The following is a 25543-nucleotide window of genomic DNA, read 5'->3' on the forward strand; positions in this document are numbered from 1 at the left end:
ATGACAGCGCCCTGGCAGCCGTTGCTCGAGTGGTGGTTCGGTACGTTAGAATCCCCCAGCGAAATAGCGGCTGACAAGGGCAGGTTATGGTTTGGCAAACGCGACAGCCAGGACCTCGAAGCGCGAACGCGTTTCGGGGGCTGGGTCGAGCAGGCACTGGCCGGCGGATTGACCGAGTGGGCGCAACGTCCCGAAGGTTGGCTGGCCCTGGTGTTGTTACTCGATCAACTGCCGCGGATGATCTTTCGCGACTCTCCCAAATCCTTTGCCGGCGATCTCAGGGCTCAAGCGCTGGTGGCGCAAGGCATTGCTGCGGATTTTGATCGGCAATTGCGGCCTATCGAGCGGGTGTTCATCTACCTGGTGTTCGAGCACTGCGAGAATCTGGCGGTGCAGAATGAGGCGGTTTCCCGGTACATCGATCTGGTTGCGCAACAGCCGGAGTCCGATCGGACGCAGTTCAACGATTATCTGGACTATGCCGAGCAGCATCAGCAGGTAATTGCGCGGTTCGGGCGGTTTCCGCACAGGAATGCGGTGTTGGGAAGGGAATCTACGGCTGAAGAGTTGGCGTTTCTCTCCAGGCCTGGTTCAAGGTTCTAAATCTTCGTCGCGGCTGATTCCGCCTTCGCAGGCAAGCCTCGCTCCTACAGGGTTAGTGCCGTATTTGATACCGCGCATAACCTGTAGGAGCGAGGCTTGCCCGCGAAGAGGCCGGTTCAGGCACTAAATACGGAAACTGCCCACCAACTGTTTAAGCCGCGCCGCCTGCCGCTCAAGGTCAGCACACGCGCGCAAGGTCGACTGCAAGTTCTCCACCCCTTCCTGGTTCAGCGTGTTGATCTCGGTAATGTCGACGTTGATCGACTCCACCACGGCCGTCTGCTCTTCCGTCGCCGTCGCCACCGACTGGTTCATCCCGTCGATCTCGCCGATGCGCGCAGTGACGCTGCCCAGGCGCTCGCCCGCCTGATTGGCGATGCCGACGCTGCTTTCGCTCTGGCGCTGACTGTCGGTCATGATGCTGACCGCTTCCCGGGCGCCTACCTGCAGTTCCTCGATCATCTTCTGCACTTGCTGCGCCGAATCCTGGGTGCGATGGGCGAGGTTGCGCACTTCGTCGGCGACCACGGCAAACCCCCGCCCGGCTTCACCCGCACGCGCTGCTTCAATGGCGGCGTTCAGCGCCAACAGGTTGGTCTGCTGCGAGATGCTGGTGATCACTTCCAGAATCTGCCCGATGTTGACCGTGTTGCTGTTGAGCGTCTCGATGTTGCCGCACGAATCGCTGATCTTCGCCGAGAGCTGTTGCATCGCCGCGATGGTTTTATCCACCACTTGCTGGCCGTCCTCGGCCAGGCTGCGGGCATCGCTGGAGTGCTGGGAGGCGAGGGCGGCGTTCTGAGCGATTTCCTGGGCGGCGGCGCCCAGTTCGTTGATGGCTGCGGCGACGCTGCTGGTGCGCGAGGCTTGCTGGTCGGAGTTGAACATCGACGAGTTCGATGCGGCCACCACCCGCAAGGCGACTTCGTTGACCTGGCCGGTCGCCGAGGCCACTTCCCGGATCGAGCTGTGGATACGTTCGACAAAGCGGTTGAACGAGGTGCCCAGCGCGCCGAATTCGTCATGGCCGTGGATGGTCAGGCGTTTGGTCAGGTCGCCTTCGCCTTCGGCGATGTCATGCATGGCGCGGCCCATGGTCAACAGCGGCTGCATGAGGAAGCTGATCAACATACCCAGCAGCGCGATGATGATCACCACCGCGATCACCATGGCAATGATCGCCGAGGTGCGGAATTCGCTGAGCATCGCGAAGGCGGTTTCCTGGTCCAGTACCAGCGCGACATACCAGTCCGCCGACGGTACGCCGTTGACGTGGGTGAAGGAGATGAACTGGCGCTTGCCGTCGATCTCGACCTCTTTCAGGCCAGGGCTGACGGTCGGCGCGCCGGTCGGGTAGGCGTCGACCAGCCCCTTGAGCGCCAGTTCGCTGTCCGGATGAATCAGGATCTTGCCGTCGGCGCTGACGATGAACGCATGGCCGTGACCACCGAAATTCAGCGAGTTGATGATGGCGCTGATACTGGACAGATCGATGTCGGCGCCGACGACGCCAATCATCTGGTTCTGATGCTTCACCGGGGTGGCGACGGTGATCACCAGTTTGCCTGACGAGGCCGCGATGTAGGGTTCGGTGACGATAGTCTGCTGCGCACTATTGGCCGCCTTGTACCAGCCGCGGGTGCGGGGATCATAGTCGGCGGCGCGATTGCCGGCCGGAATCGAGAACATCACGCCATCTGTGCCACCGAAGTAACTCAGTTGAAAGTTGCTGGTGTAGGCCGGGAGGTCGATGGCGCGCTTGAGGCTGGCCTGGGCGCTGCCATCGATGGCGAGTTGCTGGGATAGCGATTGCAGCAGCTGGATGCGACTTTCCAACCAGGTCTGGATATTGCTGGTGGTCAGGCTGCCAAGTTCCTGCATCGAGGCTTCAGTGCTGCTGCGCAAGGCCTGGCGCTGGCGGTAGTCGTTGAACAGGATGAAACAAGCGAATGCAACGGCAACCACGAGGGCGGCAGCCAATAAAATCTTGTGGCTGAATTTCATGTTTCTGGTCATTAAATGATCTACCGCGGAGGGGGCTGGTGTAGGAGCGAGCTTGCTCGCGAAGAACCTGAGAGCGCCGCGGGGCGTCAGATTTTCCGCGATATCGTTGACGATCGTCGCGAGCAAGCTCGCTCCTACATATGTCGACTGGTCGGCGCCAAAATTTAGGCGACTTTTGTCAAAACTGACGAAATATCCAATAGCGAAGCAAAGTGGCTGGTTCTCGGAAAAAGGCGGACCAGCGACCAAACAAATAGCCGGACGGTCAGGGAACCACATGAGGCTTTTCTCTTCTAAGCTTCTGCTTGGCAGACATGCCATTCCCCTTCGCCCCAGGAGCTTCACCATGTCGCTGCGTTCTATCGCCCTGCTTTCGTTCTGCGTGTTGTTGGCTGCGTGCAGCAAGGTCAATCAGGAAAACTATTCGAAACTGTCGGCAGGCATGGCCAAGGCCGAGGTTGAAACCTTGCTGGGTAAACCTGCCGATTGCTCGGGCGCGCTCGGCATGTCCAGTTGCACCTGGGGCGACAAGAACAGCTTCATCAGCGTGCAGTACGCTGGTGACAAAGTGCTGATGTTTTCCGGCCAAGGTCTGAAGTAATCCGGGGCTATACGCCCACGGGAGAAAAACAATGAAGCGGTTACTGATTTTACTTTTTGCCGGCCTGATATTGGCCGGCTGCGCCACTACTTCTGGCGATGACCCGTTGGCGCCCAAGACCGTCGACAGTGTCAACCTCAAGCGTTACCAGGGGACCTGGTATGAGCTGGCTCGTCTGCCCATGTACTTCCAGCGCAACTGCGCGCAATCCGAAGCCCATTACACCCTTGAACCCGATGGCAACGTGTTGGTATTGAACCGCTGCCTGACGTCGGACTGGCAATGGGAAGAGGCCAAGGGCACGGCGTATCCGCAGGTGCCGGGCAAGACCGACAAGCTGTGGGTCGAATTCGACACTTGGTTCTCGCGTTTGCTGCCGGGTGTAGCGAAGGGGGAATACTGGGTGTTGTACGTCAGCGACGACTACAAGAGCGCGATTGTCGGCGACCCGAGCCGCAAGCATCTGTGGCTGTTGTCACGCACCCCGACGGTCAATGGGGTCGTGCGTGAAGAACTGCTGAGCAAGGCGCGTCAGCAGGGCTACGACACCACACGGCTGATCTGGCGCGCGTCGGATACGCAGATGGCCAAGACCTCGAACTGATCACGCATAGCCCCCTGTACTGATCGTTCCCACGCTCTGCGTGGGAATGCCTCAATGGACGCTCTGCGTCCGCTGTTGGGACGCGGAGCGTCCCGGGCTGCGTTCCCACGCTGAGCGCGGGAACGATCGGTAAAGGATTAGCCCAACAGATCGCGCAGGACCCGGGTAAACGCGCGATTGCTCTCTTCTTCGTCGGCATGACGCCCGTCACGCACAACCCACTGGCCATTGACCAGCACATCGCGCACCTGGCGATCGCCACCGGCAAACAACCACCGGTTCAAAATCCCGTCACCGCTGGCCGTTGCCAGGTAGGGGTCATTGCCATCCAGCACCAGCCAATCGGCCCGCTTGCCAACTTCCAGTGCGCCGATCGGCTGCCCCAGCGCCTGAGCCCCGCCATCCAGCGCCGCGTCGTACAGTGTGCGGCCAACCATTGGCTGATCCGCGCCATACAACCGGTTGCGCCGCTGATCTCGCAGTCGCTGGCCGTACTCCAGCCAACGCAATTCTTCCACCACGCTGAGGGACACATGGCTGTCGGAGCCGATGCCCATGCGCCCGCCCTGGGCCAGGAAATCCACCGCCGGGAAAATCCCGTCGCCAAGGTTGGCTTCGGTGGTCAGGCACAGGCCGGCAATGGCGCGACTCCTGGCCATCAGCGTGACTTCTTCCGGGTTGGCGTGGGTGGCGTGGACCAGGCACCAGCGTTGATCGACGTCGGTATTTTCGTACAGCCATTGCAGCGGACGACGGCCACTCCAGCCCAGGCAGTCATCGACTTCCTTCTGCTGTTCGGCGATATGAATGTGTACCGGGCATTGCTGGTCGCTGGCTGCCAGAACTTCGCGGATTTGCTGCGGTGTGACAGCACGCAACGAGTGGAAACACAGACCCAGCGACTGTGCCGGCTGTTGCGCCAGGATCGGCTGCAAGCGCGACTGCAGCTTGAGATAGTTTTCGGTGCTGTTGATAAAGCGCCGCTGGCCATCGTTCGGGGCCTGGCCGCCGAAACCGGAATGGCTGTACAGCACCGGCAACAGCGTCAGGCCGATGCCGACGGAACTGGCAGCCTGACTGATGCGCAGGGCCAGTTCGGCCGGGTCTGCGTAAGGCTGGCCATTGCTGTCGTGATGCACGTAATGAAATTCCGCAACCGAGGTGTAACCGGCCTTGAGCATTTCGATGTACAGCTGACGCGCGATGACGCCGAGTTGATCGGGGCTGATTTTTCCGACGAGGCGATACATCAGATCGCGCCAGGTCCAGAAACTGTCGTTCGGATTGCCCGCCACTTCCGCCAGCCCGGCCATGGCCCGCTGGAAGGCGTGGGAGTGCAGGTTGGGCATCCCGGGCAGCAGCGGACCGCTTAGCCGTTCGGCGCCATCTGCATGAGAATCGGCCTGGATATGGGTCAGGATACCCTCGGCATCGACCTCAAGACGTACATTGTTGGCCCATCCACTAGGCAGCAGCGCGCGATCGGCAAAGAAGGCGGACATGGTTCAGCACCCCATCGTGTGTTATTTGTATATACATATACAGACGTTTGCCTGCCCGGTAAACTCCGGCAAGCTAGCAATCTCTATCAGATGAACAAGGATCAACCGTGCCGACTCCGCCAGCCACATTGCCGCCAAATGCCAATCTGAGCGCCAATCTGGGCGACAGTCCGGCGCCCTTGTACGCCCGCGTCAAGCAAATGATCACCCAGCAAATCGACAGTGGAAACTGGCCGCCGCACTACCGCGTTCCGTCGGAAAGCGAGCTGGTCAATCAGCTGGGTTTCAGCCGCATGACCATCAATCGCGCCCTGCGCGAGATGACCGCCGACGGTTTGCTGGTGCGCATGCAAGGCGTCGGTACCTTTGTCGCCGAGCCGAAAAGCCAGTCCGCGCTGTTTGAAGTGCACAACATCGCCGACGAGATCGCCTCTCGTGGCCATCGCCACGCCTGCAAGGTGATCATCCTTGAAGAAGAGGCCGCCGGTTCCGAGCGGGCCCTGGCGCTGGACATGCGTGAAGGACAGAAGGTGTTCCACTCGTTGATCGTGCATTTCGAAAACGATATCCCGGTGCAAATCGAAGACCGTTTCGTCAACGCACTGGTGGCGCCGGACTACCTCAGGCAGGATTTCACCCTGCAAACGCCTTACGCGTATCTGAATCAGGTCGCGCCGCTGACCGAAGGCGAGCACGTGGTCGAGGCGATTCTGGCCGAGCCGTCCGAATGCAAATTGCTGCAGATTGAAAAAGGCGAGCCGTGCCTGCTGATTCGTCGCCGCACCTGGTCCGGCCGTCAGCCAGTGACGGCCGCCCGTTTGATCCACCCGGGTTCGCGCCATCGTCTGGAAGGGCGCTTTCATAAGTAAGGGGCAAAGATGAGTCAGTTGAAAGTCTTGCGCGCGGCCGATTACCCGCGCATGCCATGGAAAAACGGCGGCGGCAGCACTGAAGAAATTACCCGTGATGCAGGCGCCGGTCTGGATGGCTTCGGTTGGCGTCTTTCGATTGCCGATATTGGCGAATCGGGCGGCTTCTCGACGTTCGCCGGGTATGAACGTGTGATCACCGTGCTGCAGGGCGAAGGCATGACCTTGTGCGTTGACGGCCAGGACACTCGGCCATTATTACCGCTGGACCCGTTTGCGTTCAGTGGCGAGAGTCAGGTGTCCTGCGCACTGCTCGGCGGCCCGATCCGCGATTTCAACCTGATTTATGCACCGCAGCGTTACAGCGCGCGGTTGCAGTGGCTGGCGGGCGAGCAGCGGTTTTTCAGTTCGGCCAGGACTGTGCTGGTGTTCAGTGTTACCGACGTGCTGGAAGTGAAGGTGGGTGACAGCGTCGCACAGTTGGGTCGCCATGATTGCCTGCAGTTCGACGGTAACAACGGCTTGATCGAAGTCTCCAGTAATGGCCAGTGCTGTGTCATCGAACTGACTGCACACTGAACCACCCCTTCGCGGGCAAGCACGTTCCTTTGTAGGAGCGAGCTTGCTCGCGAAGAACCTGAGCGCACCACGGGGCATCTGGTTTTACGCGTTATCGTTCACGACCTTCGCGAGCAAGCTCGCTCCTACAAAGGGACGTGTTTGCCCGCGATGTCGTTTCCCTTCCCCAAATCCGTTTCTCACAGCGCACCAACTTGTTACCGAACGCCCCAACGTGGCGCAAAACCATGCTCAAGTAACAGCCTTTACCCTCCAGCAAAAAACTCCCCCGAAAAATTTCATCTTCGTCAGAGCCCTTGATCCAGGCCCCTTTCAGCCCTTTCAAAACTTTTCTTGAATCCTCATCCAACAAGTTGGCCGCTTGATTGCATATGCTTGTATGTACAAGTAAAGACGTATGCGTATGAGTCGATCGAGACTCCCCGCAACGTCCACTGATTCGCTTGTGGCGCGTTGACGCGCACAGGCTGGCTTTACCCACCGCCAGGGTTGGTTTGGATTGATCGCTGAGGAGTCTTTTTCGTGACTGAGAATAAAACTACAAAGTTTCGTGACGTTGAAATCCGCGCTGCCCGCGGTAACAAGCTGACCGCCAAGAGCTGGCTGACTGAAGCGCCGCTGCGGATGTTGATGAACAACCTCGACCCGGAAGTGGCCGAAAACCCTAAGGAATTGGTGGTTTACGGTGGTATCGGTCGTGCGGCACGTAACTGGGAATGCTACGACAAGATCGTCGAAAGCCTGACCAATCTGAACGACGACGAGACCCTGCTGGTGCAATCCGGCAAGCCGGTCGGCGTGTTCAAGACCCACAGCAACGCCCCTCGCGTACTGATCGCCAACTCCAACCTGGTGCCACACTGGGCGAGCTGGGAGCACTTCAACGAACTGGACGCCAAGGGCCTGGCCATGTACGGCCAGATGACCGCCGGCAGCTGGATCTACATCGGCAGCCAGGGCATCGTTCAAGGCACCTACGAAACCTTCGTCGAAGCCGGTCGCCAACACTACAACGATGACCTCAAAGGTCGTTGGGTCCTGACCGCAGGCCTCGGCGGCATGGGCGGCGCCCAGCCTCTGGCCGCCACCCTGGCCGGTGCGTGCTCGCTGAACATCGAGTGCCAGCAGGTCAGCATCGATTTCCGCCTGAACAGCCGTTATGTCGACGAGCAAGCCACCGACCTCGACGACGCGCTGGCCCGCATCGCCAAATACACCAAGGAAGGCAAGGCGATTTCCATCGCCCTGCTCGGTAACGCGGCTGAAATCCTACCGGAACTGGTCAAGCGCGGCGTGCGTCCGGACATGGTCACCGACCAGACCAGCGCCCACGACCCGCTCAACGGTTACCTGCCGGCCGGCTGGACCTGGGAAGAATATCGCGCCCGTGCCAAGACCGAGCCTGCTGCCGTGGTCAAAGCCGCCAAGCAGTCCATGGCCGTGCACGTCAAAGCCATGTTGGAATTCCAGAAGATGGGCATTCCAACCTTCGACTACGGCAACAACATCCGTCAGATGGCCCAGGAAGAAGGCGTGGAAAACGCATTCGACTTCCCAGGCTTCGTACCGGCTTACATCCGTCCGCTGTTCTGCCGTGGCATCGGCCCGTTCCGTTGGGCTGCACTGTCGGGCAACGCTGAAGACATCTACAAGACCGACGCCAAGGTCAAGGAACTGATCCCGGACGACGCCCACCTGCACAACTGGCTGGACATGGCCCGCGAGCGCATCAGCTTCCAGGGTCTGCCGGCTCGTATCTGCTGGGTTGGCCTGGGTCTGCGTGCCAAGTTGGGCCTGGCGTTCAACGAAATGGTGCGCAGCGGTGAATTGTCCGCGCCAATCGTGATCGGTCGTGACCACCTGGACTCCGGCTCGGTCGCCAGCCCGAACCGCGAAACCGAATCCATGCAGGACGGTTCCGATGCCGTGTCCGACTGGCCACTGCTCAACGCTCTGCTCAACACTGCGAGCGGCGCGACCTGGGTCTCCCTGCACCACGGCGGCGGCGTCGGCATGGGCTTCTCCCAGCATTCGGGCATGGTGATTGTCTGCGACGGTACTGACGAAGCGGCCGAGCGTATCGCTCGCGTGCTGCACAACGACCCGGCGACCGGTGTCATGCGTCACGCCGATGCGGGTTATCAGATCGCGATCGATTGCGCCAAGGAACAGGGGCTGAACCTGCCGATGATTACCGGTAAATAAATCAGGCCTTGGCCTGATGCAAAACCTGTAGGAGCGAGGCTTGCCCGCGAAGGCGTCTTTTCTGACACACCGCGGTTCGCGGGCAAGCCTCGCTCCTACAGGGATCACCAACACCGAATAACAATCCACAGAGGTTGAATCATGGCTGTTAACAGCGATCGTGCAGGCAGTAAACCGTTGATCGAGAAACGTTCGATCGACTACATCCCGGAAGCGGAAAGACACGGTCGTCTGTTGAGTCAGTTCACCCTGTGGATGGGTGCCAACCTGCAAATCACCGCGATTGTCACCGGGGCCCTGGCCGTGGTGCTGGGCGGTGACGTGTTCTGGTCGTTGATCGGTCTGTTGATCGGTCAACTGCTCGGCGGTGGCGTAATGGCGCTGCATGCCGCGCAAGGGCCCAAGCTCGGCCTGCCGCAGATGATCTCCAGCCGGGTGCAGTTCGGCGTGTATGGCGCGGCCATCCCGATCGTGCTGGTCTGTCTGATGTACCTCGGCTTCACCGCAACGGGCACCGTGCTTTCCGGCCAGGCGCTGGGCCAGTTGTTTGGCGTCAGTGACACCGTCGGTATCCTCGTTTTCGCCAGTGTCATCGTGCTGGTCACCGTGCTCGGTTATCGGGTTATCCATTGGATAGGCCGTGTAGCCAGTGTCATCGGCGTGATTGCCTTTGTTTATCTGTTCAGCCGTCTGATCAGTCAGGTTGACGTTGGTGCACTTCTGCAAATCCGTCATTTCAGCTGGAGCAGCTTCCTGCTCGCGGTGTCGCTCGCGGCATCCTGGCAGATCGCCTTTGGCCCTTATGTGGCTGACTATTCACGCTACCTGCCGAGCAAGGTTTCCTCGGTGAAAACCTTTTTCGCTGCAGGCGCAGGTTCGGTCATTGGCGCCCAGGTGGCGATGGTCCTTGGCGTGTTCGCTGCCGCGTCGGCCAACGGCCAATTCGCCGGCCACGAAGTCGCCTATATCGTGGGCCTGGGTGGTACCGGTGCCACCGCTGCGCTGCTGTACTTCAGCATCGCGTTCGGCAAGGTCACCATTTCCACGCTGAACTCCTACGGCAGCTTCATGTGCATTGCGACCATCATCAGCGGTTTCCGTGGTGAGCTGAAGGTCACGCGCTTGCAGCGTCTGGTCTTCGTGCTGGTCATCGTCGGTGCTGCGACCCTGATGGCGTTGCTCGGTCAGCACTCGTTCCTCGGTGCGTTCAAGTCGTTCATCCTGTTCCTGCTGGCGTTCTTCACGCCATGGAGCGCGATCAACCTGGTGGACTACTACTGCATCACCCGCGAACGCTATGACGTGCCGGCGCTGGCCGATCCGAACGGTCGCTATGGTCGTTGGAACGCCCTCGGGATCAGCGTCTATGTCTTCGGTGTACTGGTGCAGTTGCCGTTCATCGCCACCAAGTTCTATACCGGTCCGCTGGTAGACGCCCTGGGTGGTGTGGATATTTCCTGGATCATCGGTCTGGTGATTCCCGCAGTCCTGTATTACCTGTGTGCGAAACGATGGCACGGCTCGGTGCCCGATCACCTGATTCTGCCGGTCGAGCAGGGCAGCGTTGCAGAACAAAAAACAAGCGGGGCCGGTCGCGCTGCTGCGCAGGCCTGATTGGACGTGGACAGGGCTGGATGCCTCTTGACTGCCGTAAGCCAATTCATGATTAGGAGCGTCACACAATGAAATCGAACAAGACCCTGCTGACCACATTGCTTTCCCTGGGCCTGCTCGCCAGTGCCGGCGCCACTCAGGCAGCCGGTTGGTGCGAGTCGGGCAAACCGGTGAAATTCGCCGGCCTGAACTGGGAAAGCGGCATGCTGCTGACCGACGTGATGCAAATCGTGTTGGAGAAGGGCTACGACTGCAAGACGGACAGCCTGCCAGGCAACTCCATCACCATGGAAAACGCCCTGAGCAGCAACGACATTCAAGTGTTTGCCGAAGAATGGGTCGGTCGCAGCGAAGTCTGGAACAAGGCCGAGAAGGCCGGCAAGGTGGTCGGTGTCGGCGCTCCGGTCGTGGGCGCGATCGAAGGCTGGTATGTGCCGCGTTACGTGATCGAAGGCGACGCCAAGCGCAAGCTGGAGCCAAAAGCCCCGGACCTTAAGGCCATCGCCGACCTGGGCAAATACGCCACCGTGTTCAAGGACCAGGAAGAGCCATCCAAGGGCCGTTTCTATAACTGCCCGGCCGGCTGGACCTGTGAGCTGGACAACAGCGAAATGCTCAAAAGCTACGGCCTGGAAAGTACCTACACCAACTTCCGCCCAGGCACCGGCCCGGCGCTGGATGCAGCGGTGCTGTCGAGCTACAAGCGTGGCGAGCCGATCCTGTTCTACTACTGGTCGCCAACCCCGCTGATGGGCCAGGTCGACCTGGTCAAGCTTGAAGAAAAACCGGGCGTGGACAAGAGCGTGACCATCAAGGTCGGCCTGTCCAAGACCTTCCACGAGCAAGCCCCGGAACTGGTGGCCGTGCTGGAAAAGATCAACCTGCCGATCGACCTGCTGAACCAGAACCTGGGGCGCATGGCCAAGGAGCGGATCGAGTCACCAAAACTGGCGAAAATCTTCCTCAAGGAACATCCTGAAGTCTGGCACGCATGGGTGAGCGAAGACGCAGCCAAGAAAATCGACGCGGCCTTGTAGGTCGAGCTTCACCGACTGCCGTCAGCGGCAGTCGAATGCTTGATCGCAACCCCTTGATTGAGAGTCTCTTATGTTTCCCGAAAACTTTACCTTTTCCATCGCCGACTGGGTCAACGGTTGGGTCGATTCGCTGGTCACCAACTACGGCGATGTGTTCCGTAGCATTTCCGACACGCTGTTGTGGGCCATCGTCAATCTTGAAGGGCTGCTGCGTGCGGCGCCCTGGTGGCTGATGCTGGCGATCGTGGCGGGCGTTGCCTGGCACGCTACCCGCAAAGTCGTGACCACTTCCGTCATCGTCGGCCTGCTGTTCCTGGTGGGGGCGGTCGGCCTCTGGGACAAGCTGATGCAAACTCTGGCGCTGATGATGGTGGCGACGGTCATCTCGGTGCTGATCGGCATTCCGCTGGGCATTCTCTCGGCGCGCAGCAATCGCCTGCGTTCGGTGCTGATGCCGCTGCTGGACATCATGCAGACCATGCCGAGTTTCGTGTACCTGATCCCGGTGCTGATGCTGTTCGGCCTGGGCAAGGTCCCGGCGATTTTCGCGACCGTTATCTACGCTGCGCCACCGCTGATCCGCCTGACCGATCTGGGCATTCGCCAGGTCGACGGTGAAGTGATGGAAGCGATCAACGCCTTCGGTGCCAACCGCTGGCAGCAACTGTTTGGCGTGCAACTGCCGCTGGCCCTGCCGAGCATCATGGCCGGGATCAACCAGACCACCATGATGGCCCTGTCGATGGTAGTGATTGCCTCGATGATCGGTGCCCGTGGCCTGGGCGAAGACGTGTTGGTGGGGATTCAGACCCTCAACGTCGGACGAGGCCTTGAAGCCGGTCTGGCGATCGTGATTCTGGCAGTGGTCATCGACCGCATTACTCAGGCGTATGGTCGGCCACGGCATGAGGTGAGCAAATGAACAACGCAACCGTGAGCAAGATCGAAGTCAAAAACGTCTTCAAGATTTTCGGCAACCGTGCCAAGGAAGCGTTGGCCATGGTTGGCCAGGGCAAGACCAAGGATCAGGTGCTGGCCGAAACCGGCTGCGTGGTCGGCGTGAACGATTTGTCCCTGAGCATCGGCAGCGGCGAGATCTTCGTGATCATGGGCCTGTCGGGTTCCGGCAAATCCACCCTGGTGCGTCACTTCAACCGCTTGATCGACCCGACCAGCGGCGCGATCCTGGTGGACGGTGTGGACATCCTGCAATACGACATGGAAGCCCTGCGCGAATTTCGCCGACGCAAGATCAGCATGGTATTCCAGAGTTTCGGCCTGTTGCCGCACAAGAGCGTGCTGGATAACGTCGCCTACGGCCTGAAAGTGCGTGGCGAAAGCAAGCAGATGTGCACCGAGCGCGCGTTGCACTGGATCAATACCGTGGGCCTCAAGGGCTACGAACACAAATACCCGCATCAGCTTTCCGGCGGCATGCGTCAGCGTGTGGGCCTGGCCCGCGCACTGGCGGCGGACACCGACATCATCCTGATGGACGAAGCGTTCAGCGCCCTCGACCCGCTGATCCGCGCCGAGATGCAGGACCAGTTGCTGGAACTGCAAAAGACGTTGCACAAGACCATCGTCTTCATTACCCACGACCTCGACGAGGCCGTGCGGATCGGCAACCGTATTGCGATCCTCAAGGACGGCCGCCTGATTCAGGTGGGGACGCCGAGAGAGATCCTGCATTCGCCGGCGGATGAGTATGTCGACCGGTTCGTGCAGCGGCGGGCGGCGGTGGTTTGATGATCGTTCCCACGCTCTGCGTGGGAATGCATCCCGTGACGCTCCGCGTCACACAATGCGCAGGGCTTGGGCCTTGCGCTGACAACGGGACGCGGAGCGTCCCAGGCAGCATTCCCACGCAGAGCGTGGGAACGATCACGTTCAAGAGGTCAATGATGTCCCAGGCTGAAAAAATCGTTATCGCCGACGCCCCGTTGCGTTGGCAGGATGTGGTTGCCGTAGCCCGCCATGGCGCACAGTTGGAGCTGTCGCCCCAGACCTGGGCGCGGATCGACAATGCCCAGGCCATCGTCCAGCGCATCGTCGCCAGCGGCGAACGCGCCTATGGCGTCAACACCGGTCTGGGGGCGTTGTGCAACGTCTCGCTCAAAGACGAGCAACTCAGCCAGTTGTCGCGCAATACCTTGCTCAGTCACGCCTGTGGCGTTGGCGCTCCGTTGGCCGACGAACAGACTCGCGCGATCATGTGCGCCGCGATCCGCAATTACTCCCATGGCAAGTCCGGTATTCACCGTCGTGTGGTCGAGGCTCTGCTGGCGCTGCTTAACCGCGGCATCACCCCGCAAGTGCCGTCCCAGGGCTCGGTCGGTTACCTGACCCACATGGCCCACATTGGTATTGCGCTGCTGGGTGTCGGCAATGTGAGCTATCGCGGGCAGATCATTGGCGCGCAGCAGGCACTGGCCGAAGAAGGTCTGCAACCGGTTCAGCTCGGCGCCAAGGACGGTTTGTGCCTGGTCAACGGCACGCCGTGCATGACCGGCCTCAGCTGCCTGGCGATTGCCGATGCCACGCGCCTGATGCAGTGGGCCGACGTGATCGGAGCGATGAGCTTCGAAGCCCAGCGCGGTCAGATCGCAGCGTTCGATGCCGAAATCATCGCGCTTAAACCGCATCCGGGCATGCAACGGGTCGGGATCAACCTGCGCGCCTTGCTTGATGGCAGTGAAGTGATCGCCAGCAGCAAGGGCATTCGCACGCAGGATGCGTTGAGCATCCGTTCGATCCCGCAAGTCCACGGCGCTGCACGGGATCAGCTGGCGCACGGGATTCAACAGATCGAAACCGAACTCAACGCTGTCACTGACAACCCGATGTTGCTGGGCACGCCGGACAATTTCCGCATCGTGTCCCAAGCCAACCCGCACGGTCAGTCCGTGGCAATGGCTGCGGATCTGCTGGCCATCGCCATGGCAGAAATCGGCTCCATCGCCGAGCGGCGCCTGGACCGCTTGATCAACCCGCACGTCAGCGGTTTGCCGGCGTTTCTGGTGGCCAACCCGGGGGTGAACTCCGGGATGATGATCGTCCAGTACGTCGCTGCCTCGCTGTGCGCGGAAAACCGCCAGCTGGCGCAACCGGCGGTGCTCGACAACTACGTCACCTCGGGCCTGCAGGAAGATCACCTGAGCATGGGCACCAACGCGGCGCTGAAGCTGCACCGCGCCTTGGAAAACTGCACGCAGATTCTTGCCATCGAGTACTTGCTGGCGGCCCAGGCCTTTGAGTTCTTGAAAGAACAACGCTTTGGCGCCGGCACCGATGCCGCATGGCGTCTGCTGCGCGAACGGGTTCCGGCCTACGACCAGGACCGCTGGCTGGCGCCGGATATCGCCGCCGCCGCGGGCGTTTTGAAAGACCCGGTCTTGCTGCAAAAAGCTTTGCCGAACTTGAACTGATTTCCCTACAAAACCAGCGTGCCAAGGCGCCAGCCCCCTCAGAAAGGCGGGAAGCGACGGACAACGGATATCTCCGGAGCGTCTGGTAGTTAATAACACTCTCAAAAGGAGCAAAAAATGACTGCGCTTAATTTGATTCCCGGCCAACTGAGTCTTGCCCAACTGCGTGATGTCTATCAGCAGCCGGTGAAACTGACCCTCGACAACAGCGCCTCGGCGCAGATCGAGGCCAGTGTCGCGTGCGTGGAGCAGATCCTCGCCGAGAACCGCACTGCCTACGGGATCAACACCGGTTTCGGCCTGCTGGCCTCGACCCGCATCGCCAGCGAAGACCTGGAAAACCTCCAGCGCTCGCTGGTGCTGTCCCACGCCGCCGGTGTCGGCGAGCCGATCAGCGACGCCCTGGTGCGCCTGGTCATGGTGCTCAAGGTCAACAGCCTGAGCCGTGGTTTTTCCGGCATTCGCCGCGTAGTGATCGACGCCTTGATCGCGCTGATCAACGCCGAGGTCTACCCGCACATCCCGTTGAAAGGTTCGGTCGGTGCCTCCGGTGACCTGGCGCCTTTGGCCCACATGTCGCTGGTGCTGCTGGGCGAAGGCAAGGCGCGCTACAAGGGTGAATGGCTGGAAGCGCGCGAAGCACTGCAGGTCGCCGGTCTCAAGCCGCTGACACTGGCTGCCAAGGAAGGTCTGGCGTTGCTCAACGGTACTCAGGTGTCTACCGCTTACGCGTTGCGTGGTCTGTTTGAAGGTGAAGACCTGTTCGCCGGTGCCGTGGCGCTGGGTGCCCTGACCGTTGAAGCGGTATTGGGCTCGCGCTCGCCGTTCGATGCGCGCATCCACGCCGCTCGCGGCCAGAAAGGCCAGATCGACGCTGCTGCCGCTTACCGTGATCTGTTGGGCGAGCGCAGTGAAGTCTCCGATTCGCACCAGAACTGCGACAAGGTTCAGGACCCGTATTCCCTGCGCTGCCAGCCGCAAGTCATGGGCGCCTGCCTGACCCAGTTCCGTCAGGCTGCCGAAGTGCTGGCCGTCGAGGCGAACGCGGTCTCCGACAACCCGCTGGTGTTCGCCGCTGAAGGCGACGTGATCTCCGGCGGTAACTTCCACGCCGAGCCGGTGGCCATGGCTGCCGACAACATGGCCCTGGCCATCGCTGAAATCGGCTCCCTGAGCGAGCGCCGTATCTCGCTGATGATGGACAAGCACATGTCGCAACTGCCGCCGTTCCTGGTGGCCAATGGCGGGGTGAACTCCGGTTTCATGATCGCCCAGGTGACGGCGGCGGCATTGGCCAGCGAGAATAAGGCGCTGTCCCATCCGCATTCGGTGGACAGCCTGCCGACGTCGGCGAACCAGGAAGACCATGTGTCCATGGCCCCGGCGGCGGGCAAGCGTCTGTGGGAAATGGCGGAAAATACTCGCGGGGTGCTCGCCGTGGAATGGTTGGCGGCGTGCCAGGGGCTGGATTTGCGTGAAGGTCTGAAGACTTCGGCGAAGCTGGAAAAGGCCCGGGCGATTTTGCGTAAAGAAGTGCCGTTTTATGAGAAAGACCGGTTCTTTGCGCCGGACATCAATGCGGCGACCCAATTGCTGGCCACGCGCTGCCTGAATGAACTGGTGTCGGTGAAGTTGCTGCCGAGCCTCTAACCCCCACCCACCGATCGTTCCCACGCTTTGCGTGGGAATGCAGCCCGTGACGCTCCGCGTCACTGGACGCAGAGCGTCCCTAGAGGCATTCCCACGCGGAGCGTGGGAACGATCAAAGACGAGGAACTCGGGATGAAAACTCTCTGGCAACACTGCCACGTCGCAACCATGGCGCAAGGCGTCTACTCGATCATCGAGGATGCGGCCATCGTGACGTCCGGTGCGCACATTGAGTGGATCGGCCCACGCGCTGAACTGCCGCCGGGTGAATACCCGGCCGTCAACGACTTGAATGGGGCCTGGGTGACGCCGGGCCTGATCGACTGCCACACCCATACGGTGTTCGGCGGTAACCGCAGCGGTGAATTCGAACAGCGGCTGCAAGGCGTCAGCTACTCGGAAATCGCGGCGGCTGGCGGCGGTATCGCCAGCACCGTACGTGCCACTCGCACGGCGACCGAGGACGAACTGTTCGCCAGTGCCGCCAAACGTCTGAAAAGCCTGATCCGCGACGGCGTGACCACCGTCGAGATGAAGTCCGGCTACGGCCTGGACCTGGCCAGCGAACGCAAGATCCTGCGAGTGATCCGCCGCCTCGGCGCCGAACTGCCGGTCAGCGTGCGCAGCACTTGCCTGGCCGCCCACGCCTTGCCACCGGAGTACAAGGATCGCGCCGACGACTACATCGATCACATCTGCGCTGAAATGCTTCCGGCCCTGGCCGCCGAAGGGCTGGTGGATGCAGTGGATGCGTTCTGCGAATACCTGGCGTTCTCGCCGGCGCAGGTCGAGCGTGTGTTCATCACCGCACAGGCACTGGGCCTGCCGGTGAAGCTGCATGCCGAGCAACTGTCGTCCCTGCACGGTTCGAGCCTGGCAGCGCGTTACCATGCACTGTCCGCCGATCACCTGGAATTCATGACCGAAGACGACGCCATCGCCATGGCCGAGTCCGGCACCGTCGCAGTATTGCTGCCTGGCGCGTTCTACTTCCTGCGGGAAACCCAATTGCCGCCGATGGACGCCCTGCGCAAGCACGGGGTGAAAATCGCCATCGCCAGCGACCTCAACCCCGGCACTTCGCCGGCGTTGTCGTTGCGCTTGATGCTGAACATGGCGTGCACTTGTTTTCGCATGACCCCGGAAGAAGCCCTGGCGGGCGCGACGATTCATGCCGCCACCGCGTTGGGCATGGCCCAAACACACGGTTCGCTGGAAGCCGGCAAGGTCGCGGACTTCGTCGCCTGGCAAATCGATCGTCCCGCCGACTTGGCGTACTGGCTGGGCGGCGACCTGGAAAAACGCGTCGTGCGTCACGGCGTCGAAACACGCATTCAGGAGAACAGTCGTGGATAAGGTTCTGAACTTCAAACAAGGCCGCGTACCGCTGCTCATCAGCATGCCCCACGCCGGTCTGCGCCTGACCCCGGCGGTCGAAGCCGGGTTGATCCCCGACGCGAAAAGCCTGCCGGACACCGACTGGCACATCCCAAGGCTTTACGAATTTGCCGCAGAGCTGGGTGCCAGCACCCTGGCGGCCGAGTACTCGCGGTTTGTCATCGACCTGAATCGGCCATCCGATGACAAGCCTTTGTATGCCGGCGCGACCACCGGCCTGTACCCGGCGACGCTGTTCGACGGCATTCCATTGTTCCGTGAGGGCATGGCGCCGTCGGCGGCGGAACGGGCGACTTATCTTGAGCAGATCTGGACGCCGTATCACAGCACCTTGCAGAACGAGTTGGCGCGATTGAAAGCCGAATTCGGCTATGCGCTGCTGTTCGATGCGCACTCGATCCGCTCGATCATCCCGCATCTGTTCGACGGCAAACTGCCGGACTTCAACCTTGGCACCTTCAACGGCGCCAGTTGCGATCCGCAGTTGGCCACCGAGCTGGAGGCGATTTGCGCGCGTCACGGCGATTACAGCCATGTGCTGAACGGTCGCTTCAAGGGCGGCCACATCACCCGGCACTACGGCAATCCGGCCGAGAACATACATGCGGTGCAATTGGAGCTGGGCCAATGCACCTACATGGAAGAGTTCGAACCGTTCCGCTATCGCCAGGACCTGGCAGCGCCGACCCAGGTAGTGCTCAGGGAATTGTTGCAAGGGTTGTTGGCATGGGGTGAAAAGCACTATGGCTCGGCGCGCCCCCTGTAGATACCGTCTTGAGCCTCACTGAGCAAGCGCAAGTCGGTTCCTACAATCGCGCAGTCGACACAATCCCCTGTAGGAGCTGGCTTGCCAGCGAAGAGGCCATCACATCCAGCATTAATATCGGCTGACCCACCGCCTTCGCCAGCAAGCCGGCTCCTACAAGTGAATGCTCATTGACGTAATTCGGGTTTATGATGCCGGACGGCAGAATAATAGAAGTCCCCCCAGGGATGACCTCGACCCCTTACGGAGCGCGCAATGCAGACTTTGTACCCGCAGATCAAACCCCACGCCCGGCACGATCTGGCCGTCGATGCAACTCACACGCTGTATGTCGACGAAAGCGGTTCACCGGAAGGATTGCCGGTAGTGTTCATTCACGGCGGCCCAGGCGCCGGGTGTGATGCCCAAAGCCGCCGGTATTTCGATCCGAACCTGTATCGCATTGTGACTTTCGACCAGCGCGGTTGTGGTCGCTCCACCCCCCACGCCAGCCTGGAAAACAACACGACCTGGGACCTGGTCGCCGACCTCGAGCGCATCCGCAAGCACCTTGGGATCGACAAGTGGGTATTGTTCGGCGGCTCCTGGGGTTCGACCCTGGCGCTGGCTTACGCGCAAACCCACCCCGAGCGTGTACACGGCCTGATTCTGCGCGGGATTTTTCTCTGCCGTCCGCAGGAAATCGAGTGGTTCTACCAGGCGGGTGCCAGCCGACTGTTTCCCGACTACTGGCAAGACTACATCGCGCCGATCCCGCTGGATGAGCGCGACGATCTGCTCACGGCTTTCCACAAGCGCCTGGTCGGCAACGACCAGATCGCCCAGATGCACGCGGCCAAGGCCTGGTCCATGTGGGAAGGCCGGACGGCGACCCTGCGTCCGAACCCGCTGGTGGTCGACCGTTTTTCCGAGCCACAGCGGGCGTTGTCTATCGCCCGTATCGAATGTCATTATTTCACTAACAATGCGTTCCTCGAGCCGGACCAGCTGATCCGCGACATGGGCAAGATCGCTCATCTGCCCGGGGTGATAGTCCACGGTCGCTACGACGTGATCTGCCCGCTGGATAACGCCTGGGAACTGCATCAGAACTGGCCGAACAGTGAATTGCAGGTCATCCGTGATGCTGGCCATGCCGCTTCCGAGCCCGGCATTACCGATGCCCTGGTGCGTGCCGCCGATCTGATGGCCCGGCGCCTGCTCGATCTGGCGCCTGAAGAAGCATGAAGGCTCTGCTGCAACGCGTGCGAGGCGCGCGTGTCGAGGTAGCGGGGGAGGTGGTTGGTGCAGTGGACCAGGGTTTGCTGGTGCTGGTGGCCGTCGAGCCAGAGGATACTCGAGCCAGTGCCGACAAACTTCTGCATAAGCTGCTTAACTATCGAGTGTTCAGCGATGCCGAGGGCAAGATGAATCTGTCCCTGGCAGATGTCGACGGCGGGTTGCTGCTGGTCTCTCAGTTCACCCTGGCCGCCGATACCCGAAGCGGGCTGCGTCCGGGTTTTTCGACCGCGGCGCCCCCGGCCTTGGGAGAGGAGCTTTTCGGCTATCTTTTAGACAAGGCGAAACAGGTGCATGGCACTGTGGCATCAGGTAGATTCGGCGCGGATATGCAGGTGCACCTGGTCAACGATGGCCCGGTCACCTTCCTGTTACAGACCTGAAAGCGCTTGAAACATATCTTTTAAGCGCTTTTCGGCTGAAAACAAGGGATTTTCGCGAGAAATACTGGGTTGCCCCTGATGTGTTGTAACGCGGCATACTAGATAATCGCGCGTTACGGGGATCAGCGTTCGTTGGCCCATTTTGACTTAGGTAGAGACTTGTCCGGGACCTGTTGGGGAATCATTTAGCCCCAGAGGAGTCGGAACAATGCTCGCCAACTTGGCAAGAGTGTTTCGCAGGGTCGGTTTTTTACACCGCACACCGTGCTGGCACTTTAACTGGCCGTTGGTTTTTTGATCTGTTTTCGGCGAGGGTTGCTCGTGATTGTTAGTCCCTGTAATGCACCAAAATTGTCTGCCAAACGGTTACGAAGCGCTCTGGTTGCGGGCTCTGCACTGCTCTGCCTGTTCAGCGCCGGCCAGCTTTGGGCATTCAATCTGGATGATGTATCGGTCAAGGCAAAAGAGCTGGCCGGGCAAAAGTACGAAGCCCCGCGCAGTAACCTGCCGAACGAATTCCGCGAGATGAAATTCGCGGACTATCAGAAAATTCGTTTCCGCACCGAAAAAGCCGAGTGGGCCGATCAGAAAACACCGTTCAAGCTGTCGTTCTATCACCAGGGCATGCATTTCGATACTCCGGTGAAAATCAACGAAATCACGGCTAACACCGTCGAAGAGATCAAATACGACCCTGAGCGGTTTGATTTTGGCGACGTAAAGTTCGATCCTAAAGCCACCGAGCAACTGGGTTACGCCGGTTTTCGTGTGCTATACCCGATCAACAAGGCCGACAAGCAAGACGAAATCATGACCATGCTTGGCGCGAGCTACTTCCGCGTGGTCGGCAAGGGGCACACCTATGGCTTGTCCGCTCGCGGCATGGCCATCGATACCGCGTTGCCGTCCGGCGAAGAATTCCCGCGTTTCACCGAATTCTGGATTCAGCAGCCAAGACCGGGTGACAAGCACCTGGTGATCTTCGCCCTGCTGGATTCGCCGCGCGCCACCGGTGCGTATCGCCTGACCCTGCGTCCGGGCAGCGATACCGTGGTCGACGTCAAGGCCAGAATGTTCCTGCGTGACAAGGTCACCAAGCTTGGCGTTGCGCCTTTGACCAGCATGTTCCTGTTCGGCGCCAACCAGCCGTCGAAAGTGCTGAACTACCGTCGCGAGCTGCATGACTCCAGCGGCCTGTCGATCCATGCCGGCAACGGCGAGTGGATCTGGCGCCCGTTGAACAACCCGAAACACCTGGCTGTCAGCAACTTCTCCATCGAGAACCCGCGCGGTTTCGGTCTGCTGCAACGCGGCCGTGACTTCAGCCACTATGAAGACCTCGACGACCGTTACGACAAGCGCCCGAGTGCCTGGATCGAACCGAAAGGCGATTGGGGCAAGGGTTCTGTGGACCTGGTCGAAATTCCGACCGCCGACGAAACCAACGACAACATCGTAGCGTTCTGGAGCCCGGAAAAGCTGCCTGAACCTGGCCAGCCGCTCGACGTCGCCTACCGCATGCACTGGACCATCGACGAAGCCGCGCTTCACGCGCCGGACAGCGCCTGGGTACAACAGACCCTGCGTTCCACCGGTGATGTGAAACAGTCCAACCTGATTCGTCAGCCCGATGGCAGCGTTGCCTACCTGGTTGACTTCGAAGGCCCGTCCCTGATGGCATTGCCGGCAGATACGGAAGTTCGCAGTCAGGTCAGCGTTGGCGAGAATGCCGAGCTGGTCGAGAACAGCGTGCGCTACAACCCTGAAACCAAGGGCTGGCGCCTGACCCTGCGCATGAAGATCAAGGACCCGAGCAAGGCCACGGAAATGCGTGCCGCGCTGGTCAAGAACATCGTGACCGCCGACCTGGCCAAGGCCGTACCCGCCTCCAACTCTTCCGTTGCCAAGGCCGACAAGGTCGCCGCCAGGCAGCAGGAGAAGCTGGACAAGGAAGCCAAGGACGCCAAGCAAGCTGAAGCCAAACAGGCCGAAGCCAAGCCTGTCGCGGATTCCAAGGATAAGGACAACAAAGACGCCCAGCAGCCTGCAGCTGCCGACGCGGCCCCAGCCACACCGGAATCGGCGCCGACTGAAGAAGTCCTGACCGAGACCTGGAGCTACCAGTTGCCTGCCGATGAGTAATTCTCAAGTACAGCCAGAGACGCTTGCGGAGTATCTGGCGCACCTACCGATGACTGATGAGCAGCGCGCGGAGCTCGCGGGCTGCCAGTCCTTCAGCGAATTGCACGAACGCCTGTCGTCTTCGACGTTCGACGCACCGACCGAGGCTGCGCAAGCCTCGGTGGGTCGTCGCCTGACCCTGAACACCGCCGAAGAACTGGCGGACGCCGAAATGCTGGTGCTCGACGCCAGCGGCCGGGTCTGCCTGCGGGCGACCCCGCCGATTCGTCGGACCAAAGTCGTGCCGGAGCCGTGGCGCACCAACATTCTGGTGCGTGGCTGGCGTCGCCTGACCGGCCGCACCAACCCGCCGAAGCCGCCGAAAGACGAAAACGTGCTGCCGGCGGCTCGCTGGCGCACTGTCGGTTCGATCCGGCGCTACATTCTGTTGGTACTGATGCTCGGTCAGACCATCGTCGCCGGCTGGTACATGAAAGGCATCATGCCGTACCAGGGCTGGTCGTTCGTCGACCTCGATGAAGTCTTGCACCAGCCGTTCCTGCAAACGGTCACGCAAGTGCTGCCGTATGCGTTGCAAACCAGCATCCTGATACTGTTCGGGATTCTGTTCTGCTGGGTGTCGGCCGGTTTCTGGACCGCATTGATGGGCTTCCTCGAGTTGCTCACCGGCCATGACAAATACCGGATCTCCGGTAAGAGCGCCGGTAACGAGCCGATCCCCAAGGACGCGCGCACCGCACTGGTGATGCCGATCTGCAACGAGGACGTGCCGCGGGTGTTCGCCGGTTTGCGGGCGACGTTCGAGTCGGTCGCCGCCACGGGTAGCCTAGATCGCTTCGACTTCTTCGTACTCAGCGACAGTAACGAGGCCGACATCTGCGTGGCCGAGCAACAAGCCTGGCTGGACGTCTGCCGCGAAGCCAAAGGCTTCGGCAAGATCTTCTACCGCCGCCGTCGCCGCCGCGTGAAACGCAAAAGCGGCAACCTCGACGACTTCTGCCGTCGTTGGGGCGGTGACTACAAATATATGGTCGTGCTCGATGCCGACTCGGTGATGAGCGGCGAATGCCTGACCAGTCTGGTGCGCTTGATGGAAGCCACGCCGGACGCCGGGATCATCCAGACCGCGCCGCGTGCGTCGGGTATGGATACGCTGTATGCGCGCATGCAGCAGTTCGCGACCCGTGTATACGGTCCATTGTTCACCGCCGGCCTGCACTTCTGGCAGTTGGGCGAATCCCATTACTGGGGCCACAACGCGATCATCCGCATGAAGCCCTTCATCGAGCACTGCGCCCTGGCGCCATTGCCCGGTAAAGGCGCGTTCGCCGGTGCGATTCTGTCTCATGACTTCGTCGAAGCCGCGCTGATGCGCCGTGCCGGCTGGGGTGTGTGGATCGCTTATGACCTGCCGGGCAGCTACGAAGAACTGCCGCCGAACCTGCTGGACGAGCTCAAGCGTGACCGTCGCTGGTGCCACGGCAACCTGATGAACTTCCGCCTGTTCCTGGTCAAGGGCATGCACCCGGTGCACCGGGCGGTGTTCCTGACCGGCGTGATGTCATACCTGTCGGCACCGTTGTGGTTCTTCTTCCTTGTATTGTCGACAGCGCTGCTGGCGGTCAACACGTTGATGGAACCGCAGTACTTCCTGGAGCCACGCCAGCTCTATCCGCTGTGGCCTCAATGGCACCCGGACAAGGCGATTGCGCTGTTTTCGACGACCATCGTGCTGCTGTTCCTGCCGAAGTTGCTGAGCATCATCCTGATCTGGGCCAAGGGCGCGAAAGAGTTCGGTGGCAAGTTCAAGGTGACGTTGTCGATGCTGCTGGAGATGTTGTTCTCCATGCTGCTGGCGCCGGTGCGGATGATCTTCCACACCCGTTTCGTACTCGCCGCTTTCCTGGGCTGGGCCGCGACCTGGAACTCGCCGCAACGTGACGATGACTCCACACCCTGGAGCGAGGCCGTCAAACGCCATGGTCCGCAAACCTTGCTGGGCTTCTTCTGGGCGCTGTTGGTGATCTGGCTGAACCCGAGCTTCCTCTGGTGGCTGGTGCCGATCGTCGGTTCGTTGATGCTGTCGATCCCGGTGTCGGTGATCTCCAGTCGTGTCGGCCTGGGCCTCAAGTCCCGTGACGAAAGCCTGTTCCTGATCCCTGAGGAATACAATCCGCCACAGGCGTTGCTGGCAACCGACCAGTACACCCACGAGAACCGATGGCATGCGCTGAACGACGGCTTTGTCCGGGCAGTGGTCGATCCACAGCAGAACGCCTTGGCGTGCTCGCTGGCGACTTCACGCCACCGTCAGGCCGAGCCGATCGAATGGTTGCGGATCGAACGGGTTCGCCATGCAATGAAAGTCGGACCAGAGGGGCTGACCAACAAAGAGCGTGTGGAGTTGCTGAGTGACCCGGTGGCCTTGGGCCGCTTGCACGAGCAGATCTGGGACGAAAGTCACCCGCAATGGCTGCAAGCCTGGCGTCAATCGGTGAAAGCCGATCCCCATGCGCCATTGCTGCCGCTCAAGCCGCTGAGCGTGCAACCTCAGTTGGCATAATGAAAAACCCCGCGGAAGCGGGGTTTTTTTTGGTGCGCCAGGCATGGCGCGTTGATCGTTCCCACGCTCTGCGTGGGAATGCCTCAACGGACGCTCCGCGTCCGCTCTTGGGACGCAGAGCGTCACTTGCTGCATTCCCACGCAGAGCATGGGAACGATCGGCGTTAGAGCAACAAATCCTGTGTAAACCCTTGTGCAAACGCCCGAGTGCGATAGCATCCGTCCCCGAATTGGTGCGCTCGGACAACGTTCTGTCCTTATTTGCCGGTTTCCCGAAGGAAATCCCGGTTTGCGCGCCTCATAACGCAATGGTTTTG

At 60.6% G+C, this 25543-nt stretch carries 20 protein-coding genes and 1 pseudogene; 18 read left to right on the forward strand and 3 right to left on the reverse strand.

The genetic code is table 11. From position 1 onward, the window contains the following. A complete protein-coding gene (locus F8N96_RS05050; RefSeq protein WP_150796883.1) occupies nucleotides 1-603 on the forward strand; it encodes a DUF924 family protein in 603 nt (200 codons plus the stop codon). Nucleotides 604-726: 123 nt separating this feature from the next. Here F8N96_RS05050 and F8N96_RS35845 read toward each other — a convergent pair whose 3' ends face one another. Both F8N96_RS35845 and F8N96_RS35850 read right to left on the reverse strand, forming a co-directional pair. After that, on the reverse strand, nucleotides 727-1491 hold the full coding sequence (locus F8N96_RS35845; protein ID WP_412071803.1) for a methyl-accepting chemotaxis protein: 765 nt from the start codon (nucleotides 1489-1491) through the stop codon (nucleotides 727-729). Between the two features lie 93 nt (nucleotides 1492-1584). Continuing rightward, nucleotides 1585-2955: pseudogene (locus tag F8N96_RS35850) on the reverse strand (cache domain-containing protein); the annotation flags it as partial. Here F8N96_RS35850 and F8N96_RS05060 point away from each other — a divergent pair. Further along, nucleotides 2954-3208, forward strand: a complete 255-nt coding sequence (locus F8N96_RS05060) for an outer membrane protein assembly factor BamE (RefSeq protein WP_150763355.1) — start codon at nucleotides 2954-2956, stop codon at nucleotides 3206-3208. The pseudogene F8N96_RS35850 and the gene F8N96_RS05060 overlap by 2 nt on opposite strands. A gap of 31 nt (nucleotides 3209-3239) precedes the next feature. Further along, nucleotides 3240-3812 (forward strand): lipocalin family protein, encoded by a 573-nt coding sequence (locus F8N96_RS05065; RefSeq protein ID WP_150796885.1) that lies wholly within the window; start codon nucleotides 3240-3242, stop codon nucleotides 3810-3812. A gap of 137 nt (nucleotides 3813-3949) precedes the next feature. On the opposite strand, the gene F8N96_RS05070 is transcribed toward F8N96_RS05065, so the two are convergent. Next, entirely contained in the window at nucleotides 3950-5314 is a 1365-nt protein-coding gene (locus F8N96_RS05070) for a formimidoylglutamate deiminase (protein WP_150796886.1), read from the reverse strand. Nucleotides 5315-5514: 200 nt separating this feature from the next. Here F8N96_RS05070 and hutC point away from each other — a divergent pair, with 200 nt between their 5' ends. From hutC to mdoH, 15 genes are all read left to right on the forward strand, one after another. Then, a complete protein-coding gene (hutC, locus tag F8N96_RS05075) occupies nucleotides 5515-6183 on the forward strand; it encodes a histidine utilization repressor (RefSeq protein ID WP_263596451.1) in 669 nt (222 codons plus the stop codon). Nucleotides 6184-6192: 9 nt separating this feature from the next. Further along, nucleotides 6193-6762 (forward strand): HutD family protein, encoded by a 570-nt coding sequence (locus F8N96_RS05080; RefSeq protein ID WP_150796888.1) that lies wholly within the window; start codon nucleotides 6193-6195, stop codon nucleotides 6760-6762. A 522-nt stretch (nucleotides 6763-7284) separates the two neighbouring features. Further along, complete coding sequence (gene hutU / locus F8N96_RS05090; protein ID WP_150796890.1) at nucleotides 7285-8967, forward strand: urocanate hydratase; 1683 nt, start codon at nucleotides 7285-7287, stop codon at nucleotides 8965-8967. Nucleotides 8968-9108: 141 nt separating this feature from the next. After that, nucleotides 9109-10581: a purine-cytosine permease family protein gene (locus F8N96_RS05095; protein ID WP_150796891.1), complete on the forward strand. Its 1473-nt coding sequence runs from the start codon at nucleotides 9109-9111 to the stop codon at nucleotides 10579-10581. Between the two features lie 68 nt (nucleotides 10582-10649). Continuing rightward, on the forward strand, nucleotides 10650-11618 hold the full coding sequence (locus tag F8N96_RS05100; RefSeq protein ID WP_150796892.1) for an ABC transporter substrate-binding protein: 969 nt from the start codon (nucleotides 10650-10652) through the stop codon (nucleotides 11616-11618). A 70-nt stretch (nucleotides 11619-11688) separates the two neighbouring features. After that, nucleotides 11689-12540: an ABC transporter permease gene (locus tag F8N96_RS05105; protein WP_150763363.1), complete on the forward strand. Its 852-nt coding sequence runs from the start codon at nucleotides 11689-11691 to the stop codon at nucleotides 12538-12540. Next, on the forward strand, nucleotides 12537-13367 hold the full coding sequence (locus tag F8N96_RS05110) for a quaternary amine ABC transporter ATP-binding protein (RefSeq protein ID WP_150796893.1): 831 nt from the start codon (nucleotides 12537-12539) through the stop codon (nucleotides 13365-13367). The genes F8N96_RS05105 and F8N96_RS05110 overlap by 4 nt, the downstream gene beginning before the upstream one ends. A 155-nt stretch (nucleotides 13368-13522) precedes the next feature. Beyond that, nucleotides 13523-15046: a histidine ammonia-lyase gene (gene hutH / locus F8N96_RS05115; protein ID WP_150796894.1), complete on the forward strand. Its 1524-nt coding sequence runs from the start codon at nucleotides 13523-13525 to the stop codon at nucleotides 15044-15046. A 117-nt stretch (nucleotides 15047-15163) separates the two neighbouring features. Next, nucleotides 15164-16696, forward strand: a complete 1533-nt coding sequence (gene hutH, locus F8N96_RS05120; RefSeq protein WP_150796895.1) for a histidine ammonia-lyase — start codon at nucleotides 15164-15166, stop codon at nucleotides 16694-16696. A gap of 132 nt (nucleotides 16697-16828) precedes the next feature. Continuing rightward, complete coding sequence (gene hutI, locus F8N96_RS05125; RefSeq protein WP_150796896.1) at nucleotides 16829-18052, forward strand: imidazolonepropionase; 1224 nt, start codon at nucleotides 16829-16831, stop codon at nucleotides 18050-18052. Next, nucleotides 18045-18860, forward strand: coding sequence for an N-formylglutamate deformylase (hutG, locus tag F8N96_RS05130; protein WP_150796897.1), 816 nt, complete (start codon nucleotides 18045-18047; stop codon nucleotides 18858-18860). The genes hutI and hutG overlap by 8 nt, the downstream gene beginning before the upstream one ends. Nucleotides 18861-19115: 255 nt before the next feature. Then, nucleotides 19116-20087 carry a prolyl aminopeptidase gene (gene pip / locus F8N96_RS05135; protein WP_150796898.1) on the forward strand — a complete coding sequence of 324 codons (972 nt, stop codon included), beginning with the start codon at nucleotides 19116-19118 and terminating at the stop codon, nucleotides 20085-20087. Continuing rightward, on the forward strand, nucleotides 20084-20521 hold the full coding sequence (gene dtd / locus F8N96_RS05140) for a D-aminoacyl-tRNA deacylase (protein ID WP_064675477.1): 438 nt from the start codon (nucleotides 20084-20086) through the stop codon (nucleotides 20519-20521). The genes pip and dtd overlap by 4 nt, the downstream gene beginning before the upstream one ends. Before the next feature lie 321 nt (nucleotides 20522-20842). After that, nucleotides 20843-22663 carry a glucan biosynthesis protein gene (locus F8N96_RS05145; RefSeq protein ID WP_150796899.1) on the forward strand — a complete coding sequence of 607 codons (1821 nt, stop codon included), beginning with the start codon at nucleotides 20843-20845 and terminating at the stop codon, nucleotides 22661-22663. Beyond that, the gene (mdoH, locus tag F8N96_RS05150) at nucleotides 22656-25226 is read left to right on the forward strand and encodes a glucans biosynthesis glucosyltransferase MdoH (RefSeq protein ID WP_150796900.1); all 2571 of its coding nucleotides are present in this window, start codon (nucleotides 22656-22658) and stop codon (nucleotides 25224-25226) included. The genes F8N96_RS05145 and mdoH overlap by 8 nt, the downstream gene beginning before the upstream one ends. Nucleotides 25227-25543 lie beyond the last annotated feature (317 nt).

This window comes from Pseudomonas fluorescens (assembly GCF_902497855.1).
Classification (GTDB): Bacteria; Pseudomonadota; Gammaproteobacteria; order Pseudomonadales; family Pseudomonadaceae; genus Aquipseudomonas; species Aquipseudomonas fluorescens_BI.